The sequence below is a fragment of the Hymenobacter roseosalivarius DSM 11622 genome (genome assembly GCF_900176135.1).
In the GTDB taxonomy this organism is placed as follows: Bacteria; Bacteroidota; Bacteroidia; order Cytophagales; family Hymenobacteraceae; genus Hymenobacter; species Hymenobacter roseosalivarius.
Genome location: NZ_FWWW01000051.1, coordinates 1 through 25,101 on the forward strand (window position 1 = coordinate 1; position 25,101 = coordinate 25,101).

Annotated in this window: 24 protein-coding genes; 11 read left to right on the forward strand and 13 right to left on the reverse strand. The window is 55.7% G+C overall.

The window, feature by feature from the left end; all coding sequences use genetic code 11:
- Positions 1 to 422 (forward strand): hypothetical protein (locus B9A24_RS22015; protein WP_159451961.1); only part of this gene is annotated, 422 nt, incomplete at its 5' end.
- A gap of 44 nt (positions 423 to 466) precedes the next feature.
- Here B9A24_RS22015 and B9A24_RS06070 read toward each other — a convergent pair.
- Positions 467 to 1,063: a Uma2 family endonuclease gene (locus B9A24_RS06070; protein WP_084444290.1), complete on the reverse strand. Its 597-nt coding sequence runs from the start codon at positions 1,061 to 1,063 to the stop codon at positions 467 to 469.
- Between the two features lie 312 nt (positions 1,064 to 1,375).
- Between B9A24_RS06070 and blaOXA the strand changes: the two genes are divergently transcribed.
- The 5 genes from blaOXA (at position 1,376) to B9A24_RS22950 (ending at position 6,355) form a co-directional block, all read left to right on the forward strand.
- Positions 1,376 to 2,185 carry a class D beta-lactamase gene (gene blaOXA / locus B9A24_RS06075; protein WP_159451962.1) on the forward strand — a complete coding sequence of 270 codons (810 nt, stop codon included), beginning with the start codon at positions 1,376 to 1,378 and terminating at the stop codon, positions 2,183 to 2,185.
- A gap of 145 nt (positions 2,186 to 2,330) precedes the next feature.
- The gene (locus B9A24_RS06080; protein WP_084444292.1) at positions 2,331 to 3,236 is read left to right on the forward strand and encodes a LysR family transcriptional regulator; all 906 of its coding nucleotides are present in this window, start codon (positions 2,331 to 2,333) and stop codon (positions 3,234 to 3,236) included.
- 72 nt (positions 3,237 to 3,308) lie between these two features.
- Positions 3,309 to 4,508: a threonine synthase gene (locus B9A24_RS06085; RefSeq protein WP_084444293.1), complete on the forward strand. Its 1,200-nt coding sequence runs from the start codon at positions 3,309 to 3,311 to the stop codon at positions 4,506 to 4,508.
- 492 nt (positions 4,509 to 5,000) lie between these two features.
- Entirely contained in the window at positions 5,001 to 5,564 is a 564-nt protein-coding gene (locus B9A24_RS22945) for an ammonium transporter (protein ID WP_262490581.1), read from the forward strand.
- A complete protein-coding gene (locus tag B9A24_RS22950; protein WP_262490582.1) occupies positions 5,564 to 6,355 on the forward strand; it encodes an ammonium transporter in 792 nt (263 codons plus the stop codon). The genes B9A24_RS22945 and B9A24_RS22950 overlap by 1 nt, the downstream gene beginning before the upstream one ends.
- 4 nt (positions 6,356 to 6,359) lie before the next feature.
- On the opposite strand, the gene B9A24_RS06095 is transcribed toward B9A24_RS22950, so the two are convergent.
- The 7 genes from B9A24_RS06095 to B9A24_RS06125 form a co-directional block, all read right to left on the reverse strand.
- Positions 6,360 to 7,157, reverse strand: a complete 798-nt coding sequence (locus B9A24_RS06095; RefSeq protein WP_084444294.1) for a ZIP family metal transporter — start codon at positions 7,155 to 7,157, stop codon at positions 6,360 to 6,362.
- A gap of 145 nt (positions 7,158 to 7,302) precedes the next feature.
- Positions 7,303 to 7,575 (reverse strand): DUF167 domain-containing protein, encoded by a 273-nt coding sequence (locus tag B9A24_RS06100; protein WP_159451963.1) that lies wholly within the window; start codon positions 7,573 to 7,575, stop codon positions 7,303 to 7,305.
- A 45-nt stretch (positions 7,576 to 7,620) separates the two neighbouring features.
- On the reverse strand, positions 7,621 to 7,821 hold the full coding sequence (locus B9A24_RS06105) for a hypothetical protein (protein ID WP_084444296.1): 201 nt from the start codon (positions 7,819 to 7,821) through the stop codon (positions 7,621 to 7,623).
- A 41-nt stretch (positions 7,822 to 7,862) separates the two neighbouring features.
- Positions 7,863 to 8,621, reverse strand: a complete 759-nt coding sequence (locus tag B9A24_RS06110) for an endonuclease III domain-containing protein (protein WP_234997031.1) — start codon at positions 8,619 to 8,621, stop codon at positions 7,863 to 7,865.
- Positions 8,622 to 8,664: 43 nt separating this feature from the next.
- Positions 8,665 to 9,609 (reverse strand): hypothetical protein, encoded by a 945-nt coding sequence (locus B9A24_RS22255; RefSeq protein WP_084444297.1) that lies wholly within the window; start codon positions 9,607 to 9,609, stop codon positions 8,665 to 8,667.
- Between the two features lie 273 nt (positions 9,610 to 9,882).
- Complete coding sequence (locus B9A24_RS06120; RefSeq protein WP_084444298.1) at positions 9,883 to 10,293, reverse strand: response regulator; 411 nt, start codon at positions 10,291 to 10,293, stop codon at positions 9,883 to 9,885.
- A gap of 20 nt (positions 10,294 to 10,313) precedes the next feature.
- A complete protein-coding gene (locus B9A24_RS06125; RefSeq protein ID WP_084444299.1) occupies positions 10,314 to 11,846 on the reverse strand; it encodes a sensor histidine kinase in 1,533 nt (510 codons plus the stop codon).
- A 179-nt stretch (positions 11,847 to 12,025) separates the two neighbouring features.
- Here B9A24_RS06125 and B9A24_RS06130 point away from each other — a divergent pair, with 179 nt between their 5' ends.
- A complete protein-coding gene (locus tag B9A24_RS06130; protein WP_084444300.1) occupies positions 12,026 to 12,835 on the forward strand; it encodes a TrmH family RNA methyltransferase in 810 nt (269 codons plus the stop codon).
- 15 nt (positions 12,836 to 12,850) lie between these two features.
- Here B9A24_RS06130 and B9A24_RS06135 read toward each other — a convergent pair whose 3' ends face one another.
- From B9A24_RS06135 to typA, 4 genes are all read right to left on the reverse strand, one after another.
- Positions 12,851 to 16,231, reverse strand: coding sequence for a DUF7948 domain-containing protein (locus tag B9A24_RS06135; RefSeq protein ID WP_084444301.1), 3,381 nt, complete (start codon positions 16,229 to 16,231; stop codon positions 12,851 to 12,853).
- 260 nt (positions 16,232 to 16,491) lie between these two features.
- Complete coding sequence (locus tag B9A24_RS06140; RefSeq protein ID WP_143434791.1) at positions 16,492 to 17,115, reverse strand: hypothetical protein; 624 nt, start codon at positions 17,113 to 17,115, stop codon at positions 16,492 to 16,494.
- Between the two features lie 109 nt (positions 17,116 to 17,224).
- Positions 17,225 to 17,956, reverse strand: coding sequence for a YqjF family protein (locus tag B9A24_RS06145; RefSeq protein WP_159451964.1), 732 nt, complete (start codon positions 17,954 to 17,956; stop codon positions 17,225 to 17,227).
- 147 nt (positions 17,957 to 18,103) lie between these two features.
- Positions 18,104 to 19,912, reverse strand: a complete 1,809-nt coding sequence (gene typA, locus B9A24_RS06150) for a translational GTPase TypA (protein WP_084444304.1) — start codon at positions 19,910 to 19,912, stop codon at positions 18,104 to 18,106.
- A gap of 171 nt (positions 19,913 to 20,083) precedes the next feature.
- On the opposite strand from typA, the gene msrB reads away from it, so the two are divergent.
- The 3 genes from msrB to B9A24_RS06165 all read left to right on the forward strand — a co-directional run bounded on the left by msrB (position 20,084) and on the right by B9A24_RS06165 (position 22,111).
- A complete protein-coding gene (gene msrB, locus B9A24_RS06155) occupies positions 20,084 to 20,665 on the forward strand; it encodes a peptide-methionine (R)-S-oxide reductase MsrB (protein ID WP_234997033.1) in 582 nt (193 codons plus the stop codon).
- A 213-nt stretch (positions 20,666 to 20,878) separates the two neighbouring features.
- Positions 20,879 to 21,676, forward strand: a complete 798-nt coding sequence (locus tag B9A24_RS06160; RefSeq protein ID WP_084444306.1) for a DUF3050 domain-containing protein — start codon at positions 20,879 to 20,881, stop codon at positions 21,674 to 21,676.
- 72 nt (positions 21,677 to 21,748) lie between these two features.
- The gene (locus B9A24_RS06165) at positions 21,749 to 22,111 is read left to right on the forward strand and encodes a hypothetical protein (RefSeq protein WP_143434792.1); all 363 of its coding nucleotides are present in this window, start codon (positions 21,749 to 21,751) and stop codon (positions 22,109 to 22,111) included.
- A gap of 70 nt (positions 22,112 to 22,181) precedes the next feature.
- On the opposite strand, the gene B9A24_RS06170 is transcribed toward B9A24_RS06165, so the two are convergent.
- Positions 22,182 to 22,835, reverse strand: coding sequence for a hypothetical protein (locus tag B9A24_RS06170; RefSeq protein WP_084444308.1), 654 nt, complete (start codon positions 22,833 to 22,835; stop codon positions 22,182 to 22,184).
- A 219-nt stretch (positions 22,836 to 23,054) separates the two neighbouring features.
- Here B9A24_RS06170 and metG point away from each other — a divergent pair, with 219 nt between their 5' ends.
- Positions 23,055 to 25,097, forward strand: a complete 2,043-nt coding sequence (gene metG / locus B9A24_RS06175) for a methionine--tRNA ligase (RefSeq protein ID WP_084444309.1) — start codon at positions 23,055 to 23,057, stop codon at positions 25,095 to 25,097.
- The last annotated feature ends 4 nt before the right edge of the window (positions 25,098 to 25,101 follow it).

Sequence of the window (25,101 nt, forward strand, 5' to 3'; positions counted from 1 at the left end):
TATATATTAAAGATTATGCTGTTTTGGATAGTGCAGGAAAATTGTTCTATGATACAGGTGTGTTATTACTTAAAGATGATTTAAACTTTAATAATTTTTTACCAAAAGATACATTTTATAATAATAATGCTGAAGGGGTCGAATATGAATTGCAGTCTATAATAAAGAAATCATTCAATAATAAATCCTTTGTGAATCAAAATTTTATAAATAAGGAAGCCAATTATTCTGTATTTTGTATAGATATTCCCTTAGCTTGCGATTTAGAATCCAAGCTAGGAGTTCTATTCATCATAAGCAGACAAGTTGAAAATTATCCTTCTGAGCTGGCTTCTGTTTTAAGCACTTTTACCAGAATAACTTCTAATTGGGTAGCTCGTTATGATGAGTGTGTATATAATAGAAGCCGAACTGCTGCGTAGTGCACCTAATTATTATGCGCAGCAAAGCCAATATTACGAACAACCTACACTCCCTCGAACACCTCATCCCATTCAATACTAAACCCCGCCAGCGTTTGCACCGGAATGGGGCCGGGGGAGTAATAGGTGCCACCTAACTCGTAGCGGTCTTCAATCAAAAGGTAGACTACCACGTTTCTCAATCCGGGCGTTACCAGCCAATATTCTAGCACACCGTTTTCCTCATAGAGACTGAATTTTGTGCGAACGGCATGGTCCATCGTTTCGGGTGAAATAATCTTGATAATCCAGTCGGGCGCACCAATGGCGCCTAACTCATCCAGTTTCTGTGGGTCGCGGATGACACAGATATCAGGCTGAATTACCGTAGTAACCTGGGCGTCGGCGCTACCAGCAGCATGGGGCAGACGCACATCAAACGGCGCGGTATACGCCTGCCAAGTCCTGCCCTTCAAAAAGGGATGTATCGCCACAACCAGGTTCAGAGAGATTTGCTGATGCACTCGCCATGTTATGGGACTCATCTGGCGCATTTTACCACGAATTAGTTCCGTCCGCTCGTCAAACCGCCACGTCAGATAATCGGCGCAGGTATATTTCTTCGATAAATCTAGCTGGGAGATGTCGGTGATGGGCGACATGGGAGGAATGGATTTGGGATTGGTAAGAGCAAGTTTAAATTCTATAAAACTAGGCGACCAATCAAATCAGGCGGTCATGCTGAGCGGAGTCGAAGCATCTCTACCGCTTCGTTGAGGCTACTATTCAGTAGAGATGCTTCGGCAAGCTCAGCATGACCGCCTTTTAATTAACACCATCAGCACGCGAGATGCTTCGCGCCGCGCTGCATGACCTGAATAACACGTTCTAAAGATAAACGCAATACCCCGCCATTTGCTACAGTGTGCAGCCAAAGCGCTAAACTTGCCTGCTCCATGTTTCCCTTGCTGCTTATGCGTCTGCTGCTACTCTCGCTGCTTCTGATTCTCAGTTCCTTTGTCGCGTCGGCCCAGCGCATCACCGAGCGAGATTTTCAGAAGTATTTTGATGAATACGGGCTGCAAGGCTCCTTTTTGCTGCTTGATGCCGACGCCAGGCAGTACACGGCCTATAACCTGAAGCGCTGCCGCCAAGGCTTTCTGCCGGCTTCCACGTTCAAGATTCCAAACACCCTCATCGGGCTGGAAACCGGAGCCGTGCGCGATACGAGCGAGATATTTCGCTGGGACGGCGTGACCCGAACCATCTCGGCGGCCTGGAATCAGGATATGACGCTGGCCACGGCCCTGCGCGTGTCGTGCGTGCCGTGCTACCAGCAGCTGGCCCGCCGCATCGGGGCGGCGCGCTACAACCAGTGGCTGCCGAAGCTGCAGTACGGGCGCATGGTGGTGACGCTGGCCACGGTGGATATGTTCTGGCTGGAAGGTGCCTCGCGCATCACGCAGTTTGAGGAAATAGATTTTTTGCAGCGCCTGGAGCGCGGGCAGTTGCCGGTGGCGCGGCGGCACCAGGAAACGGTGAAGGCGCTGCTGGTGCTGAGCTGGGGGGCAAATTGGACGCTGCGCGGCAAAACCGGCTGGACCTCCACCAAAGACTACAACAACGGCTGGTTTGTGGGCTGGGTGGAGCAGGGCGGTAACCCGTATTTCTTTGCTTTAAATGTGGAGCCTAAGAATAACGGACCAGCGACGGAAGCCTTCATCAAAGGCCGCCGCACCCTGACGGAGAAGCTGCTGCGTCAGGAGTTTAAGCTGATGCCGTAGAGACGCAATATCTTGCGTCTCGTCGTTGCTGATGGTGTTTACCTTAACGGCGCGGTATCATTCGTTCAACGACGAGGCGCAAGATATTGCGCCTCTACGGCAAACAGACACCGAAATTCGCCCCCCAGCTACTCGCTAACCTCTTATGCTTTCCCACAAGCACGAAATCTTCTTGGAAGTGGCCCGCCTGCTGAGCTTCACCAAAGCCAGCCAGACCTTGTTCATCAGCCAATCGGCCATCAGCAAGCAGATAAAGGCGCTGGAAGAATACTATAAAACCGGCCTCTTCGAGCGCCTGGGTAATAGCGTGGTGCTCACGCCGGGGGGCAAATTGCTGTATAAAAAGCTGCTCATAGCCAAGCAATTGCAGCACGAGCTGCACCAGGAGTTCGTGAAGATCAGCGAAGACTTCTCGCCCCGCATTCAGATGATGATCGGGGCCAGCACCACCATTTCGCTCTACGTGTTGCCTCCCGTGCTCTCGGCTTACCTGGAGCAGAATCCGAATACGCAGCTCACGCTCAAAAACCGCAACAGCGAGAATATTCTGAAGGCGCTGCTGGAACACGAAATTGAGTTGGGCGTTGTTGAGGGCATTAATAAAGTCAGCAACGTCACTTACACGCCTTTCCTCACCGATGAAGTAATAGCAGTGTGCTCGGCCAAGAACCCGCTGAAGCAGCAGCAGCTGAGTGCGCAGGACCTGTATAAGATTCCGCTGGCTCTGCGCGAGTCGGGCTCGGGTACGCTGGCGGTGCTGGAGGAAGCGCTGGCGCAACAGCATGTAAAGCTGAGTGAGCTACCCGTAAAAGTGCGTTTGGGTGGCACGGAAGCGCTAAAAAATTTCGTGCGGGTAGATACCTGCTTAGCCTTTTTACCCCGACAAGCGGTGGGGAAAGAGTTGATTTCGGGTGAGTTGGTACAGGTACAAATTCCTGACTTGCCTATGGTGCGTCACTTCAACTTTATTCAGCGCAAAGGCACCGAAAACAATTTGCCATACAAGGATTTCGTGCAGTTTACGAAGCGCTATTATTCCAAAAAGGAATAGACTATTCCAAATTGCTATTTTGTTTTCGCATAGCAACTAACCTACTTGCCGGGGTAATACCACCCACCCAAGATGTCAGTTAGCACCGAAACCACCACCCACCTGCAGGCGCTGGAATGCTCGGCCTGCGGTACGCAGCACTCCGCTTTTACGCTCCAGAAAGTATCGACGTGCTGCGCCATGCCCCTGGTGGCTACCTACGATTTGCGCCAGCCGCTTTCTAAAAGCAGCATCAACCAAGCCGATGGCAGCATGTGGCGCTACCAAGCCCTACTGCCGCTGCTCGATGAGGCTAATAAGGTAACACTGGGCGAAGGCTTTACGCCGATGCTGTTGCTGAATCGCTTGGCGGCGCAGTACGGGTTGCGGTCTTTGGTGCTGAAAGATGAAGGGCAGAACCCCACCGGCTCCTTTAAGGCGCGCGGCCTGAGCATGGCCATTTCCAAAGCGCTGGAGCTGGGCGTGAGTGGCTGCATTATCCCGACGGCCGGTAACGCGGGCGTAGCCATGGCCGCCTACTGTGCCAAAGCTGGTTTGCGCGCCGTCGTAGCCATGCCCCGCCACACCCCTAACGCCTTCAAAGAGGAGTGCTATTGGTACGGGGCCGAGGTGCAGCTGATCGACGGCCTTATCAACGACTGCGCTGCCTGGGTGCGCGAAAAAAACGCTGGCGGTGAGCTGCTGGACGTGTCAACTTTGAAGGAGCCTTACCGGCTGGAAGGCAAGAAAACCATGGGCTACGAAATTGCCGAGCAGCTCAACTGGCAACTGCCCGACGTGATTTTGTACCCCGCCGGCGGCGGCACCGGCCTCATCGGCATCTGGAAAGCGCTACGGGAAATGCAGGCTATTGGCTGGCTGCCGCCGGGGGGCAAATTGCCGCGCATGGTGGCCGTGCAGGCCGAGAACTGCTGCCCACTGCTGGAAACCTACTTAGGTCGGCAGGCTAATTCGCACAATTATATGGGTAAACCTACCATTGCCAACGGCCTGGCCGTGCCCCGCCCTCTGGGTGAGCCGCTCATGCTGCGCGTGCTGCAAGAATCGGGTGGCACGGTAGTGAGCATCTCGGACGAAGACATGTTAGAAGGTATGCGCGAGCTGGCCCGCCAGGAAGGCCTGTTCGTCGCCCCCGAAGGCGCGGCGGTGTGGATGGCGGCTCGTCAGTTGCTGCAAGCCGGCTCCATAAGTCCCGATGAGCAGATTTTGCTCCTGAATACCGGCTCCGGCCAAAAGTACATGGACAACGTAGCCGGACGGTTTAGCGAATAGGAGTGTAAACTTCTCTCTTTGCGCAAAGCTTTCTGCGTCCGAAGCATCTCGCGTGCCGTCGTCGCCAGGCTATGCTTTTAACAAGCGGATGGCAGATGATACATGACGGTCCTTCTTGTTCAGGGAATAAATAGTGTTTGGGGGGCAAATTTAGAATGGTAGTAAGATCTATTTATTAATAGCCCTCGCGTTATCTACTACAAGTAAAGGCAGCGTACCCACCCTGAGCGGAAGGTACGCTGTTTGCGTTTATGACGGTTGTATAAAAACACTACTTTATAAGTTACACCCTTAATTAAAGGGTGTATCAACTCAAAAAGCTAAACTGAATATGGAAATACCCTACGTTATAAGGGATGTTTTGTAAAAAATATGTATATCAAAGCTATATTGCCATTGAAAATCACAGTATCATGGGTTTTTAGTTGCTTGTTTTATGGCTTTATCACTTCTTCCCGCTCAACCTATAGTTTAGTTGCGCTGTTCGGGCTTTTGCTCCTAAGCGGACTAGCGGCCTTTGTTCCGGTCTCTCACCCTAGTGCCGCCGCCGGTAGTCTGCAAGCCGCCGACGTAGCCTGGATGCTCACGGCGACGGCCTTCGTGCTGATTATGACCCCCGGCCTATCCTTTTTCTACGGCGGAATGGTACGGCCCAAAAACGTGATTTCCACCATGCTGCAAAGCTTCGTGGCCCTAGGTGTGATTTCGCTGCTGTGGTATTTTGTGGGCTTCTCGCTGGCCTATGGCACGAGTTGGCACGGCTTCATTGGCAACCCGCTGACGTATGCGTTGCTGAACAACGTAGGCACGGCCCCGCACCCGGTTTTGTCGCCGGGTATTCCGTTTGTGTTGTTTTTTGCTTTTCAGCTCAAGTTCGCCATTATCACCCCCGCCCTGATTACGGGGTCATTTGCCGAGCGTGTGCGCTTCAAGGGCTACCTGGCATTTATGGTGCTGTTTTGCCTGTTTATCTATTGCCCGCTAGCGCACTGGACCTGGCATCCTGAAGGATTTTTGCGCCAGTGGGGCGTGCTGGATTTTGCGGGTGAACCGTAGTGCATATCTCAGCGGGCATCGCGGCGCTGGCCGGGGCCATGGTGCTGGGCCGAAGGAACGGCCATGTGCGCAACACTTCATCCTCAACCCCGAATGTGCCTTACGTGCTGCTCGGCACCGGCTTGCTGTGGTTTGGCTGGTTTGGGTTCAACGCGGGTTCGGCGCTTGGCGCCAACGAATTAGCGGCAACTTCTTTTGTAAACACCAACCTCGCCTCCGCCGCCGCTCTGATTGCTTGGCTACTAATAGAAGTGGTGCGCGGCACCAAACCTACGGCCGTGGGGGCCTGCACCGGCGCAGTGGTGGGCCTCGTCGCCATCACGCCCGCTGCCGGCTATGTGCAGTACGGGCAGAGCATTCTGATCGGGGTGGTGGCTGCTTTGGTGAGCCACGCCGCCGTGCACTGGCAAAACAGCCGCCCCACCATCGATGATACGCTGGATGTGTTCCCCTGCCACGGTCTGGGGGGCATTGTGGGCATGCTGCTCACCGGTGTGTTTGCCGATAAAGTAGGCCTAATTCACGGCACCGCTACCGTATTTGGCTACCATGTGTTGGGGTTGCTGATTGTAGTAACGTACTCGTTTGTTGGCTCCTGGCTGCTGCTAAAACTAACCGCTAAGCTCTTCGGCCTGCGCGTGAAGCCCGCCGAAGAACAGCTCGGCCTCGACCTCAGCCAACACGAAGAGTCCACGTATCATGTGGACGAAGAGTTTGAGCAAACTTATCAGAGCCAGCGGCCCGATAGCGGTAAAATCGCTCACCGCATGTCTGATAGCCTGGTTAGTTAAAAGCTTACTCGGCCATCTTGCTGAGAAAGAAGGACGCCAGAAAGCCGAGTACCGTAATCAGACCCGTGAAATTGTGCGCTACCGCGAAGGCTTCTGGTATCATGGTATCGGCGAGCATAGCCAAAATGGCCCCCGCGGCCACAGCAGTCGTAGCTGAAACTACCTGGGGCGAGAAATGGCTGAACACGGTGTAGCCGACCAGCGAAGCCACCCCCGAAACCAGTGCAATGCCGCCCCAGAGCAGCAGCACGTAGCGCGACGACCGGCCGGCCTTTTTCATACCCGAGGCACTTGACAGGCCTTCGGGTAGATTAGACAGGAAAATAGCTACCACGGCTACCGTGCTTACTGCTCCACCGGCCAACAGGCTCAAGCCGATAACAATGCTTTCGGGAATGCCGTCGAGCAGGGCACCGATGGCTATGGCCATGCCGTTGTCGCTCTCCGGCTCATTATCCGCTTTGGCCTGAGCCCGCACGGCTTTGCGTTCAGCGTGTTGGTGGTGGCCGGAGCGCTTGCGGTGCTTAGCGCCATGGCGGGCCAGCAGCCAGTTGGCCAATGTATACATGACTGCGCCGCCCAGAAAACCGAGCGCCGTAGAGTTAAAGCCCCCTTTTTCGTAGGCATCCTCCATCAGCTCCAGCGAAAGCGTCGAAATAAGCACTCCGCTGCCAAAGGCAACAACCGCCGCAATCAGGCGCTGCGGTACGCTGAGATAGTAGCCCACGGCTGCCCCAAGCAATAGTGCCGATCCCGACACCAAGCCCCAAAAGCCAGCCAATACCCAGGTAGGGAAGGTCATAAAGATGGAAAGAAGGTAGAATTGCTAAGTAGGCAAAAGTAGGCGTGTGCAGTCAGTTTCTGCTATTGATGTCTATTCTCAAAATAATAGCAAGCCAAATACGAATTCCTATACGAGCCGAGCCGAAGCTTGGCCGTCAGCTTACTTACGCTTGATGCTGCGCCAGTAAGCGCTGACAATCCTCGTCGGTCAAGCCGTCAAGCCGAATCTTCTTGAACGGTGCGGTGTGGCCCGTCAGAATAATAACGCTGGACTTGCTGAGTCCAAATACCTGCGCCAGATACGCTGCAAGTTCCGTATTAGCTTGCCCCGCATGCGCTGGTGCCTTTATACGGACTACAAGCTCACCATTGGCGGCTACCAACAGGTGATTGGTGCGGGCGTTGGGTTTGGCTGTAATATGCAGGATAACAGACAAGGAAACTTCTCCTGAATGTCCATCGCGCCGAGCGATGCTCAACTTTTAGGCGGGCGAATTGTAGGCGTCGTACACGTTCCAGGCCCAGATCAAAAATGGGACAATCAGTGTCCAGGCGAGTAAAAAGCCAATTGCACCGCCAAGGGCCCAGATAAGAAACGCCTTCAGAATCTGGCCTTTAATAAGTTGCCCTAAGCCGGGAATGAAGAAGGAAAAGATTGCGGGCACGCCGTAGGTTGGTTTCATAGCAGGAAAGGAGGGGATGAAAGACGAAAGATAAACAGCTTCTAAGTGCCAGCGGCAGCGGGCTCACTTGAACGCACGCCACCTAAGCGCTTCTGCCCAAACGGGCACTGATCCAGCACCACGCAGCGCTGGCAGGCCGGCGCACTAAAGTAGCAGCATTTCTGCCCATGGAACATCAGGGCTTCGTGGTGGTCGTACACCTCTTGCGCCGACCAGTCGGGGGGCAAAAGTTCGGATAAAAGAGCATGAGCAGCCTCCGTGCCCACTTTGGGGCCGATAAGTGCCAGCCGTTGGGCCACGCGGTGGTGATGGCTATCGACGGGCATCGCCGGTAGGCGCAACGTGCTGAACAACAGGGTGGCGGCGCTGGTCTTAGGGCCTACGCCCGGAATAGACTCTAGCCACGCCCGCGCCTCCGTAACTGGCACTTCAGCTAAGAATTCCAGGTCGCAGGGGCCGTCGCAGCGCGTACTGATTTCACGCAGTACGGCCTGAATTCGGGGGGCTTTTTGCTCGGGCCAGGTGCAGGGGTTGATAGCGGCCTGCACTTCCTCGGTGGGGGCGTCGCGCACTTCTTCCCAGGTCGGAAACCTTGCTACCAGCTGCTGGTAAGCCTTGTGCGACTCCTGGTTGCGGGTGCGGTGCGAAAGCAGGGCGCTGATCAACTCGCTGAGTGGGTCTTTGGAGCTGAAAAAGCGGAAGGGTGCCCCGTACTCGGCGCACAGGCGCTCGTGAACCAGTAAGGCTTTCGCCTGGCGGGGGGCAAAGTCGGGGGGCAAATTGGGGGCGATGGTTTCCACAAATAGTGCCTACGCGAGCCAGGGCAGCCGAGGTTGCCGCTGCTTAGTTATTCCCCCGATTATACAGCGTAATGGCCTGCCGAATGTTGCGTTGCTGCTTGCCCTGCATAATAAGCGGCACAATGAGCAGGGGCATGCCAGCATACACCAAAGGCGAAATGCTAGGGCCGCCGTTTGATCTGCCAAAGGAAGAAAACAAGCCCGCCGCTACAAGTCCGCCCGCCGCTACGTAGCTCAGTGTGCTATAGGTCTGGTACTTGCGCGCCTGCTCCAGCAAGCCCCGGCTGGCCGCGAAGTCGGAGGTGGCAATGGTAAGGTTACGCAGGTTGAGGTCCTCAATCGGGCCGTTATCTTTGCTGAAATACTCGGTTTTGGTGGTGCGGTACATGGGGCCGCCAAAGCCACCAAAACCGCCGTTGCCGTAGCGCCCATAGCCGTAGGGGCTGTAGCCATAGGGGCCGTTGCCGGCGTATTGATTATTCGTAATAGAATATAAACTAATGCGGCCCACCCGGTCGCGGCGCAGAGTAGCCTCGCGGGTAGAGCGGCCCGGCAGCACCGTGCGCACATAATGGCCGGTTTCGTCGTCGTAGTAGCTGACGGTATTCAGGTCGAAGCGCTGCTGCCCATCCAGCAGCAGAAAAGCCTTCCCAAAGATAGGCTGCTTGGTTTCAACGTCGTACGCCTGAAATACGCGTCCGTCTTTGAGGCCCACCGCGAAGCGGGTAGTCTCGACGGGTGGTGCGGCGGCCCGGCGGCGCTGCTGCTCGACCCGCACGGAGTCGGGGAGTACGGGGGGCGTGTTGAGGGTAGAGGGAGGAGTAGCGCGGGCCGGAGCGGGGGCCGGCGCAGTGGGTTGGGGGCGCGTGTTAAGCTCGCGCGGCGCGTCCTGCGCTAATAGCGCTGACGAGGAGCACAGGGCCAAGGGGAAAGCCAGAAGAAGAAAACGGCTGGTCATGCGGGCAAAAGGCAGTGAGATGGACAGCAAGATAGGCTCAAAAAACTACGAAAGACGTGGCTTTAGTATGCCAAAAAGCCCCCCGCCAAAAGTGTTTTTCATCGGCATCTTTAGCCGAAGGTATTCGCTAAAATACGTGCTGAACAAACGTGGGGGGCTTTTTACACCCAAGAGCCCCAGAAGCGCCCAAGCGTTGCATTCTCGCCCCGCGAGCCCCGGTTTAATTTTCAGGTCGTTGCTGCCCTTTAGGCTACAGCAATGCTACGGACCGTAGTCTCGATCCTGACCTTTGCGGTGCCGGCTTTACTTCAGCAGCTTCTCCAGCAAGCTCAGACTGTCTACCATATCGGTAGAGGTTTCGAAGTCGATGGGTTTCAGAATGTAGCCGGTCACGCCCATGTGCTGGGCGTTTAGCCGATCCACATCCATGGCTGAAGTGGTCGTAATGAATATTGGAATATCGCGCAGCGTGGGCTGACTACGCAACTCTTCCAAAAACTCGTGTCCATTCATTTTAGGCATGTTCAGATCCAGCAGAATCACCTCCGGCAGCGGCTCAATTGCCTCCTGCCCATTGCGGCCCAGCAGCATGTCCAGCGCTTCAAGGCCATTGAAGGCGGTGTAAAGCTTATGCTGCACGCTGAACTTGGCGAAGGATTTCTCCACGATCATTGTATCAAAGAAATCGTCTTCGACAAGGAGGATAGAACGCATAACTATTTATTGAGCAAATACTAAAGAGGAATGGTAACTGGTGTTGTCACCAGAGAAACAGGCATCAGCGCTTTGGGCCACGTAAATACAAAGGTAGCACCCTGACCCGGTACCGACTGCACCCGGATGCTGCCTTTATGTTCTTCAATGATCTTGCGCACAATACTGAGCCCGATGCCGGTGCTCTCCGCCGTGTTCCGGTCGCGCAGGGTCTGGAAAATCTGAAAGATTTTTTCGTGGTATTCCGGCGCGATGCCGGGGCCATCGTCGGTCACGCTAAACTCATACTCCTTCTTCAGCTCCTGCGCCCCGATAATCAAATGGCCCTGGCCGCTGTGGTGGTGCTTGATGGCGTTGCTGAGCAGATTCGTGAATACCTGTTGCAGACTAAGACGGTCGGTGAGGAAAGGGGGCAGGCTTGGGGGCAAATCAAGGGTAAATTCTTGCGGGACGACCATTTCGGCCACTTCCGCCACCAGCTCGCGCACCTCTACCTCCTCCGGCACCGGCTGCGTGCGCCCGGCCCGCGCATACGCCAGCAGGCCGTTGATGAGGTCATCGAGGCGGGTGAGACGGCCTTTCAGCATAGCCAGATACTCGCGCATCTGCGCCGATAGCTCGTGCGACAACTCATCCTCCATCCATTTTACCAGCGTCCCGATACCGCGCAGGGGCGCTTTCAGGTCGTGGGAAGTCACGTAGGCAAACTGGTCCAGCTCCAGATTGCGCTTGTTCAGTGCCTCAAAGTTTTGATCCAGCGTCTGGGTCATGCGGTTGAGAGAGCCGGCCAGCTTACCGAGGCTATCCTGCTCTTTGTCGCGGATTTTTACCTTATAATCGCCGAGTACCACTTGTTCCGCCAGGTTCTCAATAAGCTGAATGCGCTGGGTTGTATCGCGGTTCACGGCGGCCAGCTCGGCTTGTAGTCTTTCTTTCTCCTTAAGCTCCCGCACGATTCGGCTAAAAAGCCGGAGTACAATCAGAATAGCTAATACTGCTGACCCAATGATGGCCAGCGGCGCGGTACGCTCCCAGATATCCCGGTAGCGCGTACGCTGATGGAGTAGTAGATCTTCCGAGTCTTTGATTCGGGTAATGATTGCCCGAATCTGCTCCAGCAGGCGGCGGTCGCCGCGCACCAGGTCGCGGGCCGCGTAGGGGCTGGGCGGGCGCTGCCGCCAGGCATCCAGCAGCAGTACTTCCTGGGCCATAAAGGAGCCAAGCGTATCCAGGCGGCGCTGGTGGTCGGGATTGTCGATGGTAAGATGCCGTAAACCTTCGTAGTCGTCGCGGACGCCGTTAAGCAGATCATCGTAATTATTTAAATACGATTTGTCGCCCAGCAGTAAGTAGCCGCGGATAGCGCCCTGCGCATCGCGCATTTGGCTGCGCAAATTGGTGGTATGCTGCAATACCCGATAGGTGTGCTCCACCCGATTGGTGTAATAAGCTACCTGCTGAATGCTCAGATAAGCCAGCAAAGAGGTAAGCAGCAGCACAATCAGCGCGATGCCAAAGCCCAGCCTGATTTTAGTATTAAGATTCAGCCGCACTTGATTTCAAGTAGGAGTGAGAAAGAAGTGCCAGTGGAGGTGATAAAAGGTAAAGTTCGCACTTTTATAGGCGTGTTGGTCAAGCAACGTGCGGATGGATGGGCCGCTTTGCGTCTACCTTTGTGTGTCGCCTGGTCTATGTGCACGGCTACGCAGCATCCTTTTTATTCCTCGGAAAAATGCCCCCCGACCCGATTACCAGTCCCCAGAATCCGCGCATCAAGAACCTGTTGCGCTTACAGCAGAAGCCCGCTGAGCGCCGGCAGCAACACCTGACCATCATTGAGGGCTACCGCGAGCTGACCATTGCCCAGCAAGCCGGGGTAGAAGTAACGACCCTGTTTGTGTGCCCGGAGCTGGCTGACCCAGTGCGGCAGCGGGAACTGGAAACATTATTTGCCTCCCAACCCGAGTATTTCACGGTGTCGAAAGCGGTGTTCGAGAAAGTAGCCTACCGCGAAGGCTCCGATGGCATACTAGCGCTGGCCCGCCCCCCGCGCCGCGCTCTCACCGACCTGAAATTGCCCCCCAGCCCGCTGCTACTTATTCTGGAGGCCGTGGAGAAACCTGGTAATCTGGGTGCCGTGCTCCGCACCGCCGACGCGGCCCGCGTGGATGCCGTCATCGTCTGCGACCCGCGCACCGACCTGTATAATCCCAACGTGATTCGGGCCAGCATTGGCTGCGTATTTACCAACCAGGTGGTGGCTGCCCCCACCGCCGAGGTGGTTGCCTGGCTGCGCCGACATGGCATTCGCAGCTACGCCACCACCCCGGCCGCCACGGCGCTGTACACTAACATGGACTTCCGCGGCCCCAGCGCCATCGTGATGGGCACCGAAGCCACCGGCCTCAGCGACGAGTGGCTCGCGGCAGCCGATGCCCAAATTAAGATTCCGATGGCCGGCTATATAGACTCCCTCAACGTGAGTACGTGCACCGCCATCATGACGTTTGAGGCCGTCCGCCAGCGTGGGGGGCAAATGTGAGCCTCCCGCAGATTATCAGCGAATAACCTCCACCCAGCCTTTGAGCGTGAGGGCGCACTGCGGCTGACGCACCTGGTAGTAGTAGATGCCGGCGGGCTGGCCTTCGGCCTGCCACTCGTTGCGGTAGGCCGCGCTCTGGTACACCTCCCGGCCCCAGCGGTTAAAAATGCGCAGCTCCGGGATGCCAAGCTCCGAGGGCAGCACAAAGGTGTCGTTGCGCCGGTCGCCGTTGGGCGTGATGACGTTGAATATGTTTCGCTCTCCGGCGGGCTTAATGGTAAAGGCAACGGTAGTAGGGCAGGGGGCGCTTGTCGTCACGTTCACCCGATAAATGCCCGCTGCCTTGACGATGATGGAGCGCGTCGTTTCCCCCGTCGACCACTCATACTTGTTACTTGCAATGCCCGCATCCAGCGTAAGCTGGGCGCGGCAGTCCAGCGAATCGAGGTGCTCCACCAGCGCTGGCGGATCCTGCACGACAATGCTACGGCGCGTGATTTCCTGCTTGTCGCCACATACGTTCGTGAGGCCCACCGTAAGCTGCACCTGATAAGTGCCCGCGCGCGAAAAGCGGTGCAGAGGCTTTTCCGAAGTTTCCAGTGGGCTGCCATCGCCAAAGTTCCACTGGTAGCGCGTTGCCCCCAGGCCAGTACTGACAAATTCCACGGGGGCAGCCGCGCAGGTTACAGCCGGCGCCTGGAAGGCCGCAATCAGCATGGGCGCCGGTGGATCAACGACAACCAAGGTTTCGCTAATGCTACGTTGGGTACCGCAGGGGCTCCCTTGCTCGGCCGTCAGCCGCACCAGATAGCGGCCGGGCACCGTGTACCGATGCTGGGGGGCAATTCCTGTTTCCAAGGGGCTGCCATCCCCAAAGTTCCACTCGTAGCGTACGGGGCCGGTACTGGTGCTGGTATTCTGAAACTGAACCGTGTACGGCGCACAACCGGCCGCCACGGCCGATACCGCCGATACCAGCGGCGACGCCGGACTGGTAACTCCGACGGTGGTCGTCGTCGTCAGGCGCTGCGGACCACAGCCACCTGTGCGTGTCACCGTCAGCCGAACCTGGTAGCTACCCGGTCGCTCGAAGCGGTGGGCTGGCGTAGCCGCGGTTTCGAGCGGGCTACCGTCGCCGAAGTCCCACTCGTAGGTTTCGGCTCCACTGCCGGCATTGCTGAACTGAACGGTGTAAGGCGCGCAGCCTGCCGGCACCGGCGGCAGCGCGGCCGTCAGCGTTGGTAACGAAGCACCCGTAGGCAACATATTAAACTTGAATGCCGCCCCGCTATTGAAACTTATGGTTTTGGTGGGAGCGTAAGTGCCCGGCGTGGTGGTGAAGTTAGTAGCAGTGGTGCATTCGATGTGGTACAGTACGCCCTGCTTTGTAATTTCATTGGAAGCCGCAGGGTGCAAGTGCGTTCCACCATTCGCTGGCCCGCCGAAATAAGTGCCGTACTCCAGGCGGCGAGCCTCAGGGCTCAAAACGGCTAAATAAATGCTGCGCTGAGCGCTGGAAAAGCCATCGGAAGTAACAGGAGAGACGCTGGTGCTACCGTAAGCGCAAAAGTAGATACGGTTGCAGGCGTCGAGGTTGAAGGCCGTTATCAGCGTGGAAGAGCCTATAAAGCCGCTATTGGCGGTAGAAATCTGGGTTGAAAAACTGGTACTGGTCAGCCCTGGATTAAAGCAGTGAATAAAAACCTTTTCCGTATTCAGGGTCTGCAAGGTGAAGGCACCATCCGTAACGGGGTAGCTACCGGCAGTAGCGCCCGCCACTAATACTTGGCCATCGGAATCGAAGTCGATAAAGCGAGCCAGATCGGTGGCCGTCGTGCCCAGAAAAGTGCCCCCCAGCAAGGTGTTGCCCGTAGCACTAAGGTGCAGCAGAAAGCCATCCAACTGCCCTCCCCGGTACGTACGGTTCAGCCCTGTACTGCCCACCTGAAAATCGGCGCTGGCGGTCTGCCCACAGACGTAGATACTGCCATCAGGCGCTACTTTGATATCATGCACCTGATCCTCAGCCGTGCCGCCCAGGTAAGTAGACCATTGCAGCATAGACAACTCCTCATTCAGGCGCGCCACAAACCCGTCATTACCAAACTGACTACCAGATCCACTACTGCTTTTAAGTGCGGGCTGCAAGGCATTACGAACCGGGAAATTGAGAGAGTTCGTGTTGCCGCCTATCAGCACGTCGCCGGTGGAGGTGCTGGTAACGGTGGCCGGCTTGGAGGAAAGAGAGCCGCCTTCATAACCCGATCCGCCTAAGTAAGTAGAAGCTAAAAGGGCGGAGCCATCGGCGCTCAGGCGGGAAATAACGTAATCCTGGCCGCCATTGAAGGTCTTATCATAGGCTGCACCGGTGACCGGGTAGTTGGTGGAGCCCGAAAGAGCCAGCACGATCAGCTCATTTTTGGCCGTAATAGTCAGGTCCAGCGGATACTCTATGCTATTGCCTCCCAGGTAGGTAGCAAACAGCACCGTGCGGCCGGTCGGGTCAAGCTTTGATATGCCCATGTTCTGGCCCCGCTGCTGACTTTGATACGCACCTACAGTTACGGGATACGTGGCATCCTGCGAATACCCGGCCGTGTACATGTTGCCGTACTCATCACCCGCCGCCGAATTGGCCGACAAAAACGTGGATTTAGTCGTGTAGGTGCTGAATACCAGGGCCGGATCAATAATCAGCGGCAGCTTGGTATCGTATTTTTCGGTCAGCTCAAAGCGTACTTCTTTGTCATATAGGCGGAAGCGACAGGCTACGGGGCGTCGTTCGCCACTGGCCAGCACCTGATACGCTATAGGTGCTTGCTCCGCTTGTACCCCCAACTGAGTGTGAAGCTGAAGCTGCCCGTCGTGCAATTCCATTTTGTCGAGACCTTCGTAGCGCATCCGAATCTGGCTGGGGTCGGCGCCGGACGCTACTTCATAATCGTATTTCAATTGCCCATCCACGGAGTGCCACACCATATCTACGCCAGCGTACACCTGCTCGTAGCGCACGGCGGCAAATAGCGGCACCTTAGTGGCCCATTTCTTAGGATCGGAGCCCAGAAAATAGTTGTGATAGGTTGACTGCCGCTCCTGGCCCTGCGTTTTGGGCTTCATTTGAGCACCCACCAGCTGCATCCGAAAAGCGTGGCCCTGCACTGATTTGGCCCCGCTGTCAGTTGATTCACTGTACTCGGCTGGCAGAGCCTGCAGGTTGTAAGTAAACTGGTTGTTCTCTAAAAATAAATGCCCCCCAGGCACTGCCGTAGCAAATTGCACTTGAGACGGCCACTGACCGGCGTTGGCAACGAACTGAAAAGGCGCCGGCGCGGGCACGTTGGCAAGGCCGGTTAGAATTGTTAAAAAACTCAGTAAAATGGTAAAAGTCAGCCGCATAAACCAAAATAAACAACCTGTAAAGAAGACACTTGCAACTACTTTTTATAAGGTATAGTCAGACCTGCCAAACCTAGGGCTAAATAAGGATATAATTTGGATACTCAGCGTTGCAGACAGAGCTTACGGGTCGGTTTTAGGCAACAGCTATTAGTGTGCCCAATCCGGGCACAAGGGACGTATAAGGCCGGACTGTTATAAAAGGTGAATTTGCTGCTGACGCAAACTTCGTTCAGCCATAAAAAAGCCCCCCAGCACTGCTAAGGCTGGTCCTCAAGGCTGACTTCCATTAGTCGAAGCGTATGATCGAGGGCATAGCGAATCGTGCGTTTGCCGCCCGTGGGCTCCATAGGTGCGTCGGCGGGGCGGTAGATAGGGAAGGTGCGCACCAGGTCGGCGCCCGCCACCGTAAACTGGTCGTGACCCTGGTAGCCAGTGGTGGCCTCGGGGGGCAAAGTTGGCAGCTCAAAACGCTCCCACTCCTGGGTGGCAAACTCAAAGCCGTATACTTGGCCGCGCGCGTTAACGCCAGTTTCGCGCACGAAAACCAAGGCTTCTGGCAGCTCATTCTGGTTTAAGTCGGTGAGCAATGCCTCCGTAATTTCGCCCGCTATGGAGTCACGAACGACGGCCATCTCCCGGCCGGCGCGGCGGGCCGTGAGGGCCAGAGCACGGCGGTTGCCTTCGCCGGTCGACGTGACCTCAGCCGTGAACTCGCCCCGCTCCAGGGTCTTGCTAAACGTGATTTTGGCCGGCGCTTTTGGGGTTGGCACCGGCGATACCGTCTCACCCCGCCGGGGTTCTGCGCGCTGCTCCTGCACCGTAGAGCCGCAGCCGGATGCTATAAGTGCCAGGAAGCCAGCAGCCATTGACGCGTGTTTCATCCTGCAAGCTACCGTTGCGCGGCTATATAGTATGCGGCTTTGCTTAAAAGTTTGACCGCAACTTATCTGTTGCGGGCGAAAAATCCGTTGGGGGCAAAACTGCCTGTTCTCACAACCGTCTAAATTCCTGTACCCACACATCCAGCGCATCGGCCGCGTACAGCAGCGGCTTTCCAAGGGGCGTAGGTAAGCCATGACTTTCTACCAAAGTAGACTCCCACTCGCTCAGACTGGCTTCACGAAGCGCCCACGGCTCGTGGTATAGTTTGCCGCGCCAGAGGCCGTTACCCCGCACCGCGCGCTGCAAATCAGGTCCCGCCGTATACAGGTAATAGCGCTCGGTAAGGAAATGCTGTAAGGTGCCGGGGCGCGAAGCCGGCAATGCCTCGCCCAGTGTCCACGTAGCCGCGAACTCAGCGTGCGCGATGCCGCGGTGCGTACGCGTAGCCGTTGCGCTTAGTGTGTCGCCCGTTTGTGTCAGACTCATACGGGCGTGCAAATAGGGAAGATGGAAAAACGTGCGCGCCGCCCATACACCCAGCGCTAGCGAGGCATCCAGAGACAGAAACCAGACGCCCGGCACCCCATTGAGGCGCGCATACGTGCGCACGTTCAGCTCATGCAGATGATGCAGTCCTGGCACGGCTGGCAGGCCCAGCGGCCGAATGTGACTCATGGTAAACGGCACCACGCCCAGCCATGCTTGACCGTCAAACAGGTCTAGCTCTAGCCGTTCTGGCAGATAAGGCCGCAGAAGCTCGGGCGCTACGGGCCAGTGCGCAAAAAGCAGCTGGCTCCACCGCTGCCGCATGAGGGGCAGGCCTGGGGGGCTTTTTAGCAATGATTTTGAGAGTGTAGGGAAAAGCATAGTAGCGGGTACCGCCTCATAACAAGCTGAGTGAGTAAAGTGTCTGACGCAAAGCGCTAAAACAACAGAAGGGTGCAGCCAACGGCCGCACCCTTCTGATAAAAGCTATTAAGTCGCAAACTAGTCGATCTTCTTGGCCGAGCGCAAACGCTCGTTTTCGTCCAGCAGAATCTTGCGCATCCGCACCGACTTTGGCGTTACTTCCAGATACTCGTCTTTCTGAATGTACTCCATCGCCTCTTCCAGCGAAAACTGACGCTTCGGAACAATCTTCGCGTTGTCGTCGGAGCCGGAAGCACGCATGTTCGTAAGCTTCTTGCCTTTCTGAATGTTGATGGTCAGGTCGTTGGGGCGGGTGTGCTCACCGATAACCTGGCCGGCGTATACTTCCTCGCCCGGATCAACGAAGAACTCGCCGCGGTCCTGCATCTTGTCGATGGTGTACGCGGTGCCGGCACCGGTATCCATCGAAATCAGCGAACCAGCAATACGACCCGGAATTACGCCTTTATAAGACTCATAGCTCTGGAAGCGGTGGTTCATAATCGCTTCACCAGCCGTGGCGGTCAGTACGTTGTTACGTAGGCCAATCAGGCCACGAGCCGGAATGTTGAACTCCAGGTGCTGCAAGTCGCCCTTTGGCTCCATGATGGTCAGGTCGCCCTTCCGCATCGTCACCAGCTCGATAACCTTACCAGCAGTTTCCTCCGGCACGTCCACTACCAAGTGCTCGATGGGCTCCAGGCGGTGGCCATTATCGTCTTCCTTGAACAACACCTGGGGCTGGCCTACCTGCAACTCAAAGCCTTCGCGGCGCATCGTCTCGATAAGTACCGACAAGTGAAGAATACCGCGGCCGTATACCAGGAACGTGTCTTCCTTATCGGTTTCCTTAACGCGCAGAGCGAGGTTTTTCTCCGTTTCCTTAAACAGACGGTCGCGCAGGTGACGCGAGGTCACAAACTTGCCTTCCTTACCGAAGAAGGGCGAGTTGTTGATGGTGAACAGCATGTTCATCGTCGGCTCGTCGATGCTGATAACAGCCAAGCCTTCCGGGTTCTCGGCATCGGCCAGCGTATCGCCAATGTCGAAGCCCTCAATACCCGTTACAGCGCAGATTTCACCCGAGCTAACCTCCGCTACTTTATTCCGGCCCAGGCCTTCGAATACGTGCAGCTCTTTGATTTTAACTTTCCTAATAGTGCCATCACGCTTCACCAGGCTCATGTTGGCACCTTCCTTTAGCGTACCGCGGTGTACGCGACCAATGGCGATGCGGCCCACGAACGACGAGTAGTCGAGCGAAGTTACCTGCATCTGAGGAGTGCCGTCCAGGGTAGGAGCGGGGGGAATGGAAGCAACCACCGCGTCGAGCAGCGGAATGATGTTGTCAGTCTTTGATTTCCAGTCGGTGCTCATCCAGCCCTGCTTCGATGAGCCATACAGTGTTACGAAGTCAAGCTGATCTTCCGAGGCGCCGAGGTTGAACATGAGGTCGAAAACCTGCTCGTGCACCTCGTCGGGGCGGCAGTTTTCCTTGTCCACTTTATTTACCACCACGATGGGCTTCAGGCCCAAGTCAATGGCTTTACCCAGCACGAAGCGGGTCTGAGGCATAGCACCCTCAAAGGCATCCACGAGCAGCAGTACGCCGTCGGCCATCTTCAATACGCGCTCTACTTCACCGCCAAAGTCGGCGTGACCAGGCGTATCGATGATGTTGATCTTAACGTCCTTATAACGAACGGATACGTTCTTGGAAACGATGGTAATGCCCCGCTCGCGCTCCAGATCGTTGTTGTCCAGGATCAGGTCGTCGAAGTGCTGGTGCTCATCGAATAGCTTAGAGGCGTGAATGATTTTGTCCACGAGCGTCGTCTTGCCGTGGTCAACGTGCGCAATAATTGCGATATTCCGAATGTTCTGCATACAAAGGTTTTTGCGGGCGCAAAGGTACGTAATTGTCAGCGGAAAAACTGGCGTGACGAAAATGTTAACTGTTTGAGACTGAAATAGCACCCGCCCCCACGAACCGAACCCAGACCCGGCCGCGTATGTTGTAACAGTAGCCGCCGCAGTGGCGCGTTACTCTTCTGTTTCATGTACACACTCCCTTACTTTATTCTAATGCGTACCTACGCCCTTATTCTGGCTCTTTCCTTTTTAACGTTGGGCACTGCCTGCTCGCAAAAAAAAGACGTATTGGCAACCGCCAAGGCTCAGGCGGCTACCAAACCTGGGCCCGCCGCCAAAGCCTATCCGACGGCCCAGCCCATGACCAACAAAGCCGCCGAGTTTGCGGTTCGCAAAACGGAGGACGAATGGCGCAAGCAGCTCGCACCCGAGCAATTCACTATTTTGCGGGAGAAAGGCACCGAGCGCCCATTCGCCAATAAATACGCCGATAACCACGAAACCGGCGTGTATTACTGCGCCGCCTGCGACAACAAGCTATTCGATTCGGCTACCAAGTTTGAGTCGGGCACGGGCTGGCCCAGCTTCTTTGCCCCGGCCACTGCTACCAGCGTGAAAGTGCAGCAGGATAACAGCTACGGCATGTCGCGCGATGAAATCGTATGTGCCCGCTGCGGCGGCCACCTCGGCCACGTTTTCGATGACGGCCCCAAGCCGACCGGCGACCGGTATTGCATGAACTCGGCCGCCATGACGTTTAAAAAGTAGGTAGCAGTAGCTCAGCCTAAATTTGCCCCCCAGCAACGGCCCATCAGCATAAAAAGCTGGGGGCCGTTGCTTTTAACGGCATTGCGAGAGACATTTTGCCCCCCAGCGTGTTGTATTGATCCAACCTGAGCGAAGAAAGTTTACGCCCCATCAACCATTCATCCACCCATTCCTGATGTGCGGCTTGCCAGCCCACGTTATTTCTTCTTTTCTATGTCCACCATCAATTCTATTGCTGATCTGCAGCAGCAGCTAACTCCGGCCCGCGAGCAGCTCGTGGCCCACAACGTGTACCAAAGCCTGCATTCCTTGGAGGATTTGCGCCTGTTTATGGAGCACCATGTGTTTGCCGTCTGGGATTTTATGTCTCTGTTAAAAGCCCTGCAGCGCGACCTGACGTGTGTGAAGCTACCGTGGGTACCCGAGGGAAACCCGATTACGCGCCGCCTCGTCAATGAGATTGTGCTGGAAGAGGAAAGCGACGTCGATCAGGAAGGGCATCCGGCCAGTCATTTTGAGATGTATCTGCGGGCTATGCAAGAGTGCGGGGCCGATACCCAACCTATCAACCGCCTGCTGGCCGCCCTCGATGCGGGCGAAACCGTGGCTTCTGCCCTCACCATCGCGGAAGTGTCCGCCTCGGTGCGCCAGTTTGTGCTGACTACGTTTGAGATTATCGACTCAAACAAGACACATGCGATTGCCGCCGCCTTCACTTTTGGGCGCGAAGACGTGATTCCGTCTATGTTTCGCCATCTGGTAGGCGACCTGCGTCAGCGCTTTCCGGGTCAGTTCGATACCCTCACTTACTACCTCGACCGCCACATTCAGCTCGACGAAGAAGTTCATACTCCCTTGGCTCAGCAAATGGTGCGTGAGCTATGCCAGGACAGCTCCCGGCGCTGGCAGGAGTGCAGTGATGTAGCCCTGCAGTGTATGACGGCCCGCGTCGCGCTTTGGGACGGTATTCGGCAGGCCCTAGCCACCACGGCAGCTACAGCAGCCCGCTAAGTCAACTTATGCTATTGTATTGCGTTGTAGAGATGCAAGCTCGCCGCCGAACCTGCATTCAGCCCAAAACCTATGTCTACGTATTGTCACGGCTTGCCTGCTCGCGCCTTTTGGCTGGGTAGCTTGGTGTTTCTGGCCGGTGCTTGCACTGCCACCCAGGAACAGGCGGCCGAAGTAGACCGTGCCCCGTTGCCCACTCAAATTCGAACGGATGCTGATCGGCAGGCTGCTTATAACAGCGGCACCAGATCCGGTGCCGCCATACCGGATGCCACGCCGGGCCGGGTGAGGTTGGGTGAGCAGGCAGCCCGTAGCAACTCCCGCCAGCGCATCGAAAACGTGAACACCAACGACCCCAACACCAGCACACCCGAAACGCGTTTGCGCCGCCTGCGCGGCGCCCCAGCCGATACCATTCGCCGGCCGGCCTTTTAGTCACTGCAAAGCATAAAAAAGCCCCCCAGCCAAGTAGAGTATCTGACTGGGGGGCTTTTTTTATGCGATGTTAGCTGGCCTTGCTGGTGTCAGCGCCTGAAGGCGAGGTTTCCTCCGCTGCCGGCTTGCGGCTTGGTTTGGCGGCGACAGGAGCTGCTGGCTTACGCGCGCTGGCGCTGGGTCTGCGCGCGCTGGTGGTCGCTTTGCCATTGGACGAAGTAGCCGAAATGGCGCTGCCTTGCGGGGTAGCGCGACTTTTACGTGGGCTGCCGTCCTTGTTCTTTGTGATGGCCGGCTTAGGAGCTGGCTTGCGGTTACGGTTTCGGCTGCTCGCGGTCGGAGTGGCGGCAGTTTGGGGGGCAGCAGGGGCATTCGTCATCGTATCGGCCGAGTCGTAATGACGTACTATAGTGTGCAGGGCTTCCTCAAACATGCGCTCCGTATCCTCGTCCAGGCGTCGCGTCGCTTCCTGTACTACTTCTTTCAGCTTAGCTTTCGTTTCTTTGCGAATGCGTTTTACCACATCACTCACCCGCGTGTCCAGTTCTTTTTGAAGTTGCTTGGCCGCCAATTTGAGAGCCTTTTTCTGGCTGGCTTTCTTACTGGTGCGGTCGTCGTTCAGCGACTTAGTAGCATGCAAGGTTACTTTGGCTGCCTTTGATGCTTTTGGAGCCGGCTCTTTCTTAGCCTTTTTGGCGGATTTCTCCTGTTCGGATTTTTTCATGATGGAAGCAGGTGAAGGGTTATATAAGGTGCTTGTAATTTCAGTAGAATTATTCGACTTATTTAATCAAATATAGCCGTATTTACTAGGTCTTTGAAGTTATTGTTATATCAAGTTTACCTCTCCTTCTTTTTAAACTTTTCTTTGTGCCCAAACTCCAGCCTGCTACGGCATTCTGACTTCTCTCTTTCGCCTTTCTTTTCGGTTTAGCTTCTTCTTATGCCCTCTGACTTTCAACGTTATACAGTTACTGCTGCTTTGCCTTACGCCAATGGTCCGGTGCATATTGGCCACTTAGCGGGTGTGTATCTGCCGGCCGATATTTATGTGCGCTACCTGCGCAGTGCCGGCCGCGATGTGAAGTTTATTTGCGGCTCCGATGAGCACGGTGTTCCCATCACTATTCGGGCGCAAAAAGAGGGCGTCACGCCCCAGCAGGTAGTCGATAAATACCACGCATTAATTCGCGATTCTTTCCTTGATTTTGGGGTATCATTCGATATTTATTCGCGCACTTCTTCTGCTACGCACCGCGAAGTTTCGAGTGAGTTTTTTCTCAAGTTGTACCAAGAAGGAAAATTCATTGAGCAGACGTCGCAGCAGTATTACGACGAGCAGGCCGATCAATTTTTGGCCGATCGCTACATCGTGGGTACCTGCCCGAATTGCGGCAATGAAAATGCGTACGGCGACCAGTGTGAGCGGTGCGGTACGTCGCTTAGCCCGACAGAGTTAATTAATCCGCGCAGCATGCTGAGCGGCAACAACCCGGTGTTGCGCGAAACCAAACACTGGTATCTGCCCCTCGATCAGTATGAGCCCTGGCTGCGCGAATGGATTGTGGAAGGCCACAAAAACGACTGGAAAGCCAATGTATACGGGCAATGCAAATCCTGGATTGACCAGGGCCTGCACCCGCGCGCCGTCACCCGCGACCTGGATTGGGGCGTGCCCGTGCCGGTAGCAGGCGCGGAGGGCAAGGTGCTGTACGTGTGGTTTGATGCGCCCATCGGCTACATTTCCGCCACCAAAGACCTGCTGCCCGACACCTGGGAAACCTACTGGAAAGACAGCGGCTCGAAGCTGGTGCATTTTATTGGCAAGGATAATATCGTGTTTCACTGCATCATATTTCCGGCCATGCTCCGGGCGCACGGCGACTATATTCTGCCCGATAACGTGCCCGCCAACGAGTTCTTAAATCTGGAAGGCGACAAAATTTCTACCTCGCGCAATTGGGCCGTGTGGCTGCACGAATATTTGCAGGATTTTCCCGGCCAAGCCGACGTGCTACGCTACGTGTTGTGCGCGAATGCGCCCGAAAATAAAGACAACGATTTCACCTGGAAAGATTTTCAGGCCCGCAACAACAACGAGCTTTTAGCTACGCTCGGCAACTTCGTAAATCGGGCCGTGGTGCTCACGCACAAGTACTTTGGGGGGCAAATTCCGGCGCGCAATGAGCTGACGGAATTTGACCGCGACGTGCTCCAGCAATTAGCCGATTTTCCGGCCCGCATCGGGCACTTGATCGAGAATTACCGATTTCGCGACGCGCTTAATGAGCTGATGAATCTGGCGCGTTTGGGCAATAAATATCTGGCGGATACGGAGCCCTGGAAACTGATAAAAACCGATGAGCCACGGGTAGCGACTATCCTCAATATCGCTCTGCAAATTACGGCCAGCCTCACGACGCTCATGGAGCCGTTTTTGCCCAATACCGCCCTGCGCTTAGCCGGCATGCTGGACACGGAAAAAACTCCCTGGACAGCCGCGGGCCACGCGGATGCGCTGCCCGTTGGTCATCAGCTCAAGGAAGCATTCTTGCTTTTTGAGAAGATAGAAGATGCCACGGTAGAGGCGCAGGTGCAAAAGCTGCTCGATACCAAAAAAGCCAATGAATTAGCCAACACCACCACGGCTCCTGCTAAGGAAAACGTGTCTTTTGAGGAGTTTAGCCGCATGGATTTGCGTGTCGGAACCATCACGGCGGCCGAGAAAGTTGCCAAAACCAAAAAGCTCCTTAAACTCACCGTGGATACTGGTCTCGACCAGCGCACCATCGTGAGCGGCATTGCCGAGTCATTTATTCCCGAAGCATTGGTTGGGCAGCAAGTGCTAGTGCTGCTGAATTTGGCCCCCAGAGAGATTAAAGGTATCCAGAGTCAGGGAATGCTGCTGTTGGCCGAAAACGCCGACGGTTCGTTGGCGCTCATGCAGCCCGGCCAGCAAGTAAAGCCCGGCAGCGGCGTGATGTAAAAGG

Excerpts from the sequence above, each read along its gene's own strand:
- B9A24_RS06070 (WP_084444290.1), bottom strand. The coding sequence starts at position 1,063 with ATGTCGCCCATCACCGACATCTCCCAGCTAGATTTATCGAAGAAATAT.
- blaOXA (WP_159451962.1), top strand. The coding sequence starts at position 1,376 with ATGCGTCTGCTGCTACTCTCGCTGCTTCTGATTCTCAGTTCCTTTGTC.
- B9A24_RS06080 (WP_084444292.1), top strand. The coding sequence starts at position 2,331 with ATGCTTTCCCACAAGCACGAAATCTTCTTGGAAGTGGCCCGCCTGCTG.
- B9A24_RS06085 (WP_084444293.1), top strand. The coding sequence starts at position 3,309 with ATGTCAGTTAGCACCGAAACCACCACCCACCTGCAGGCGCTGGAATGC.
- B9A24_RS06095 (WP_084444294.1), bottom strand. The coding sequence starts at position 7,157 with ATGACCTTCCCTACCTGGGTATTGGCTGGCTTTTGGGGCTTGGTGTCG.
- B9A24_RS06105 (WP_084444296.1), bottom strand. The coding sequence starts at position 7,821 with ATGAAACCAACCTACGGCGTGCCCGCAATCTTTTCCTTCTTCATTCCC.
- B9A24_RS06120 (WP_084444298.1), bottom strand. The coding sequence starts at position 10,293 with ATGCGTTCTATCCTCCTTGTCGAAGACGATTTCTTTGATACAATGATC.
- B9A24_RS06130 (WP_084444300.1), top strand. The coding sequence starts at position 12,026 with ATGCCCCCCGACCCGATTACCAGTCCCCAGAATCCGCGCATCAAGAAC.
- B9A24_RS06135 (WP_084444301.1), bottom strand. The coding sequence starts at position 16,231 with ATGCGGCTGACTTTTACCATTTTACTGAGTTTTTTAACAATTCTAACC.
- B9A24_RS06140 (WP_143434791.1), bottom strand. The coding sequence starts at position 17,115 with ATGAAACACGCGTCAATGGCTGCTGGCTTCCTGGCACTTATAGCATCC.
- typA (WP_084444304.1), bottom strand. The coding sequence starts at position 19,912 with ATGCAGAACATTCGGAATATCGCAATTATTGCGCACGTTGACCACGGC.
- msrB (WP_234997033.1), top strand. The coding sequence starts at position 20,084 with ATGTACACACTCCCTTACTTTATTCTAATGCGTACCTACGCCCTTATT.
- B9A24_RS06160 (WP_084444306.1), top strand. The coding sequence starts at position 20,879 with ATGTCCACCATCAATTCTATTGCTGATCTGCAGCAGCAGCTAACTCCG.
- B9A24_RS06165 (WP_143434792.1), top strand. The coding sequence starts at position 21,749 with ATGTCTACGTATTGTCACGGCTTGCCTGCTCGCGCCTTTTGGCTGGGT.
- B9A24_RS06170 (WP_084444308.1), bottom strand. The coding sequence starts at position 22,835 with ATGAAAAAATCCGAACAGGAGAAATCCGCCAAAAAGGCTAAGAAAGAG.
- metG (WP_084444309.1), top strand. The coding sequence starts at position 23,055 with ATGCCCTCTGACTTTCAACGTTATACAGTTACTGCTGCTTTGCCTTAC.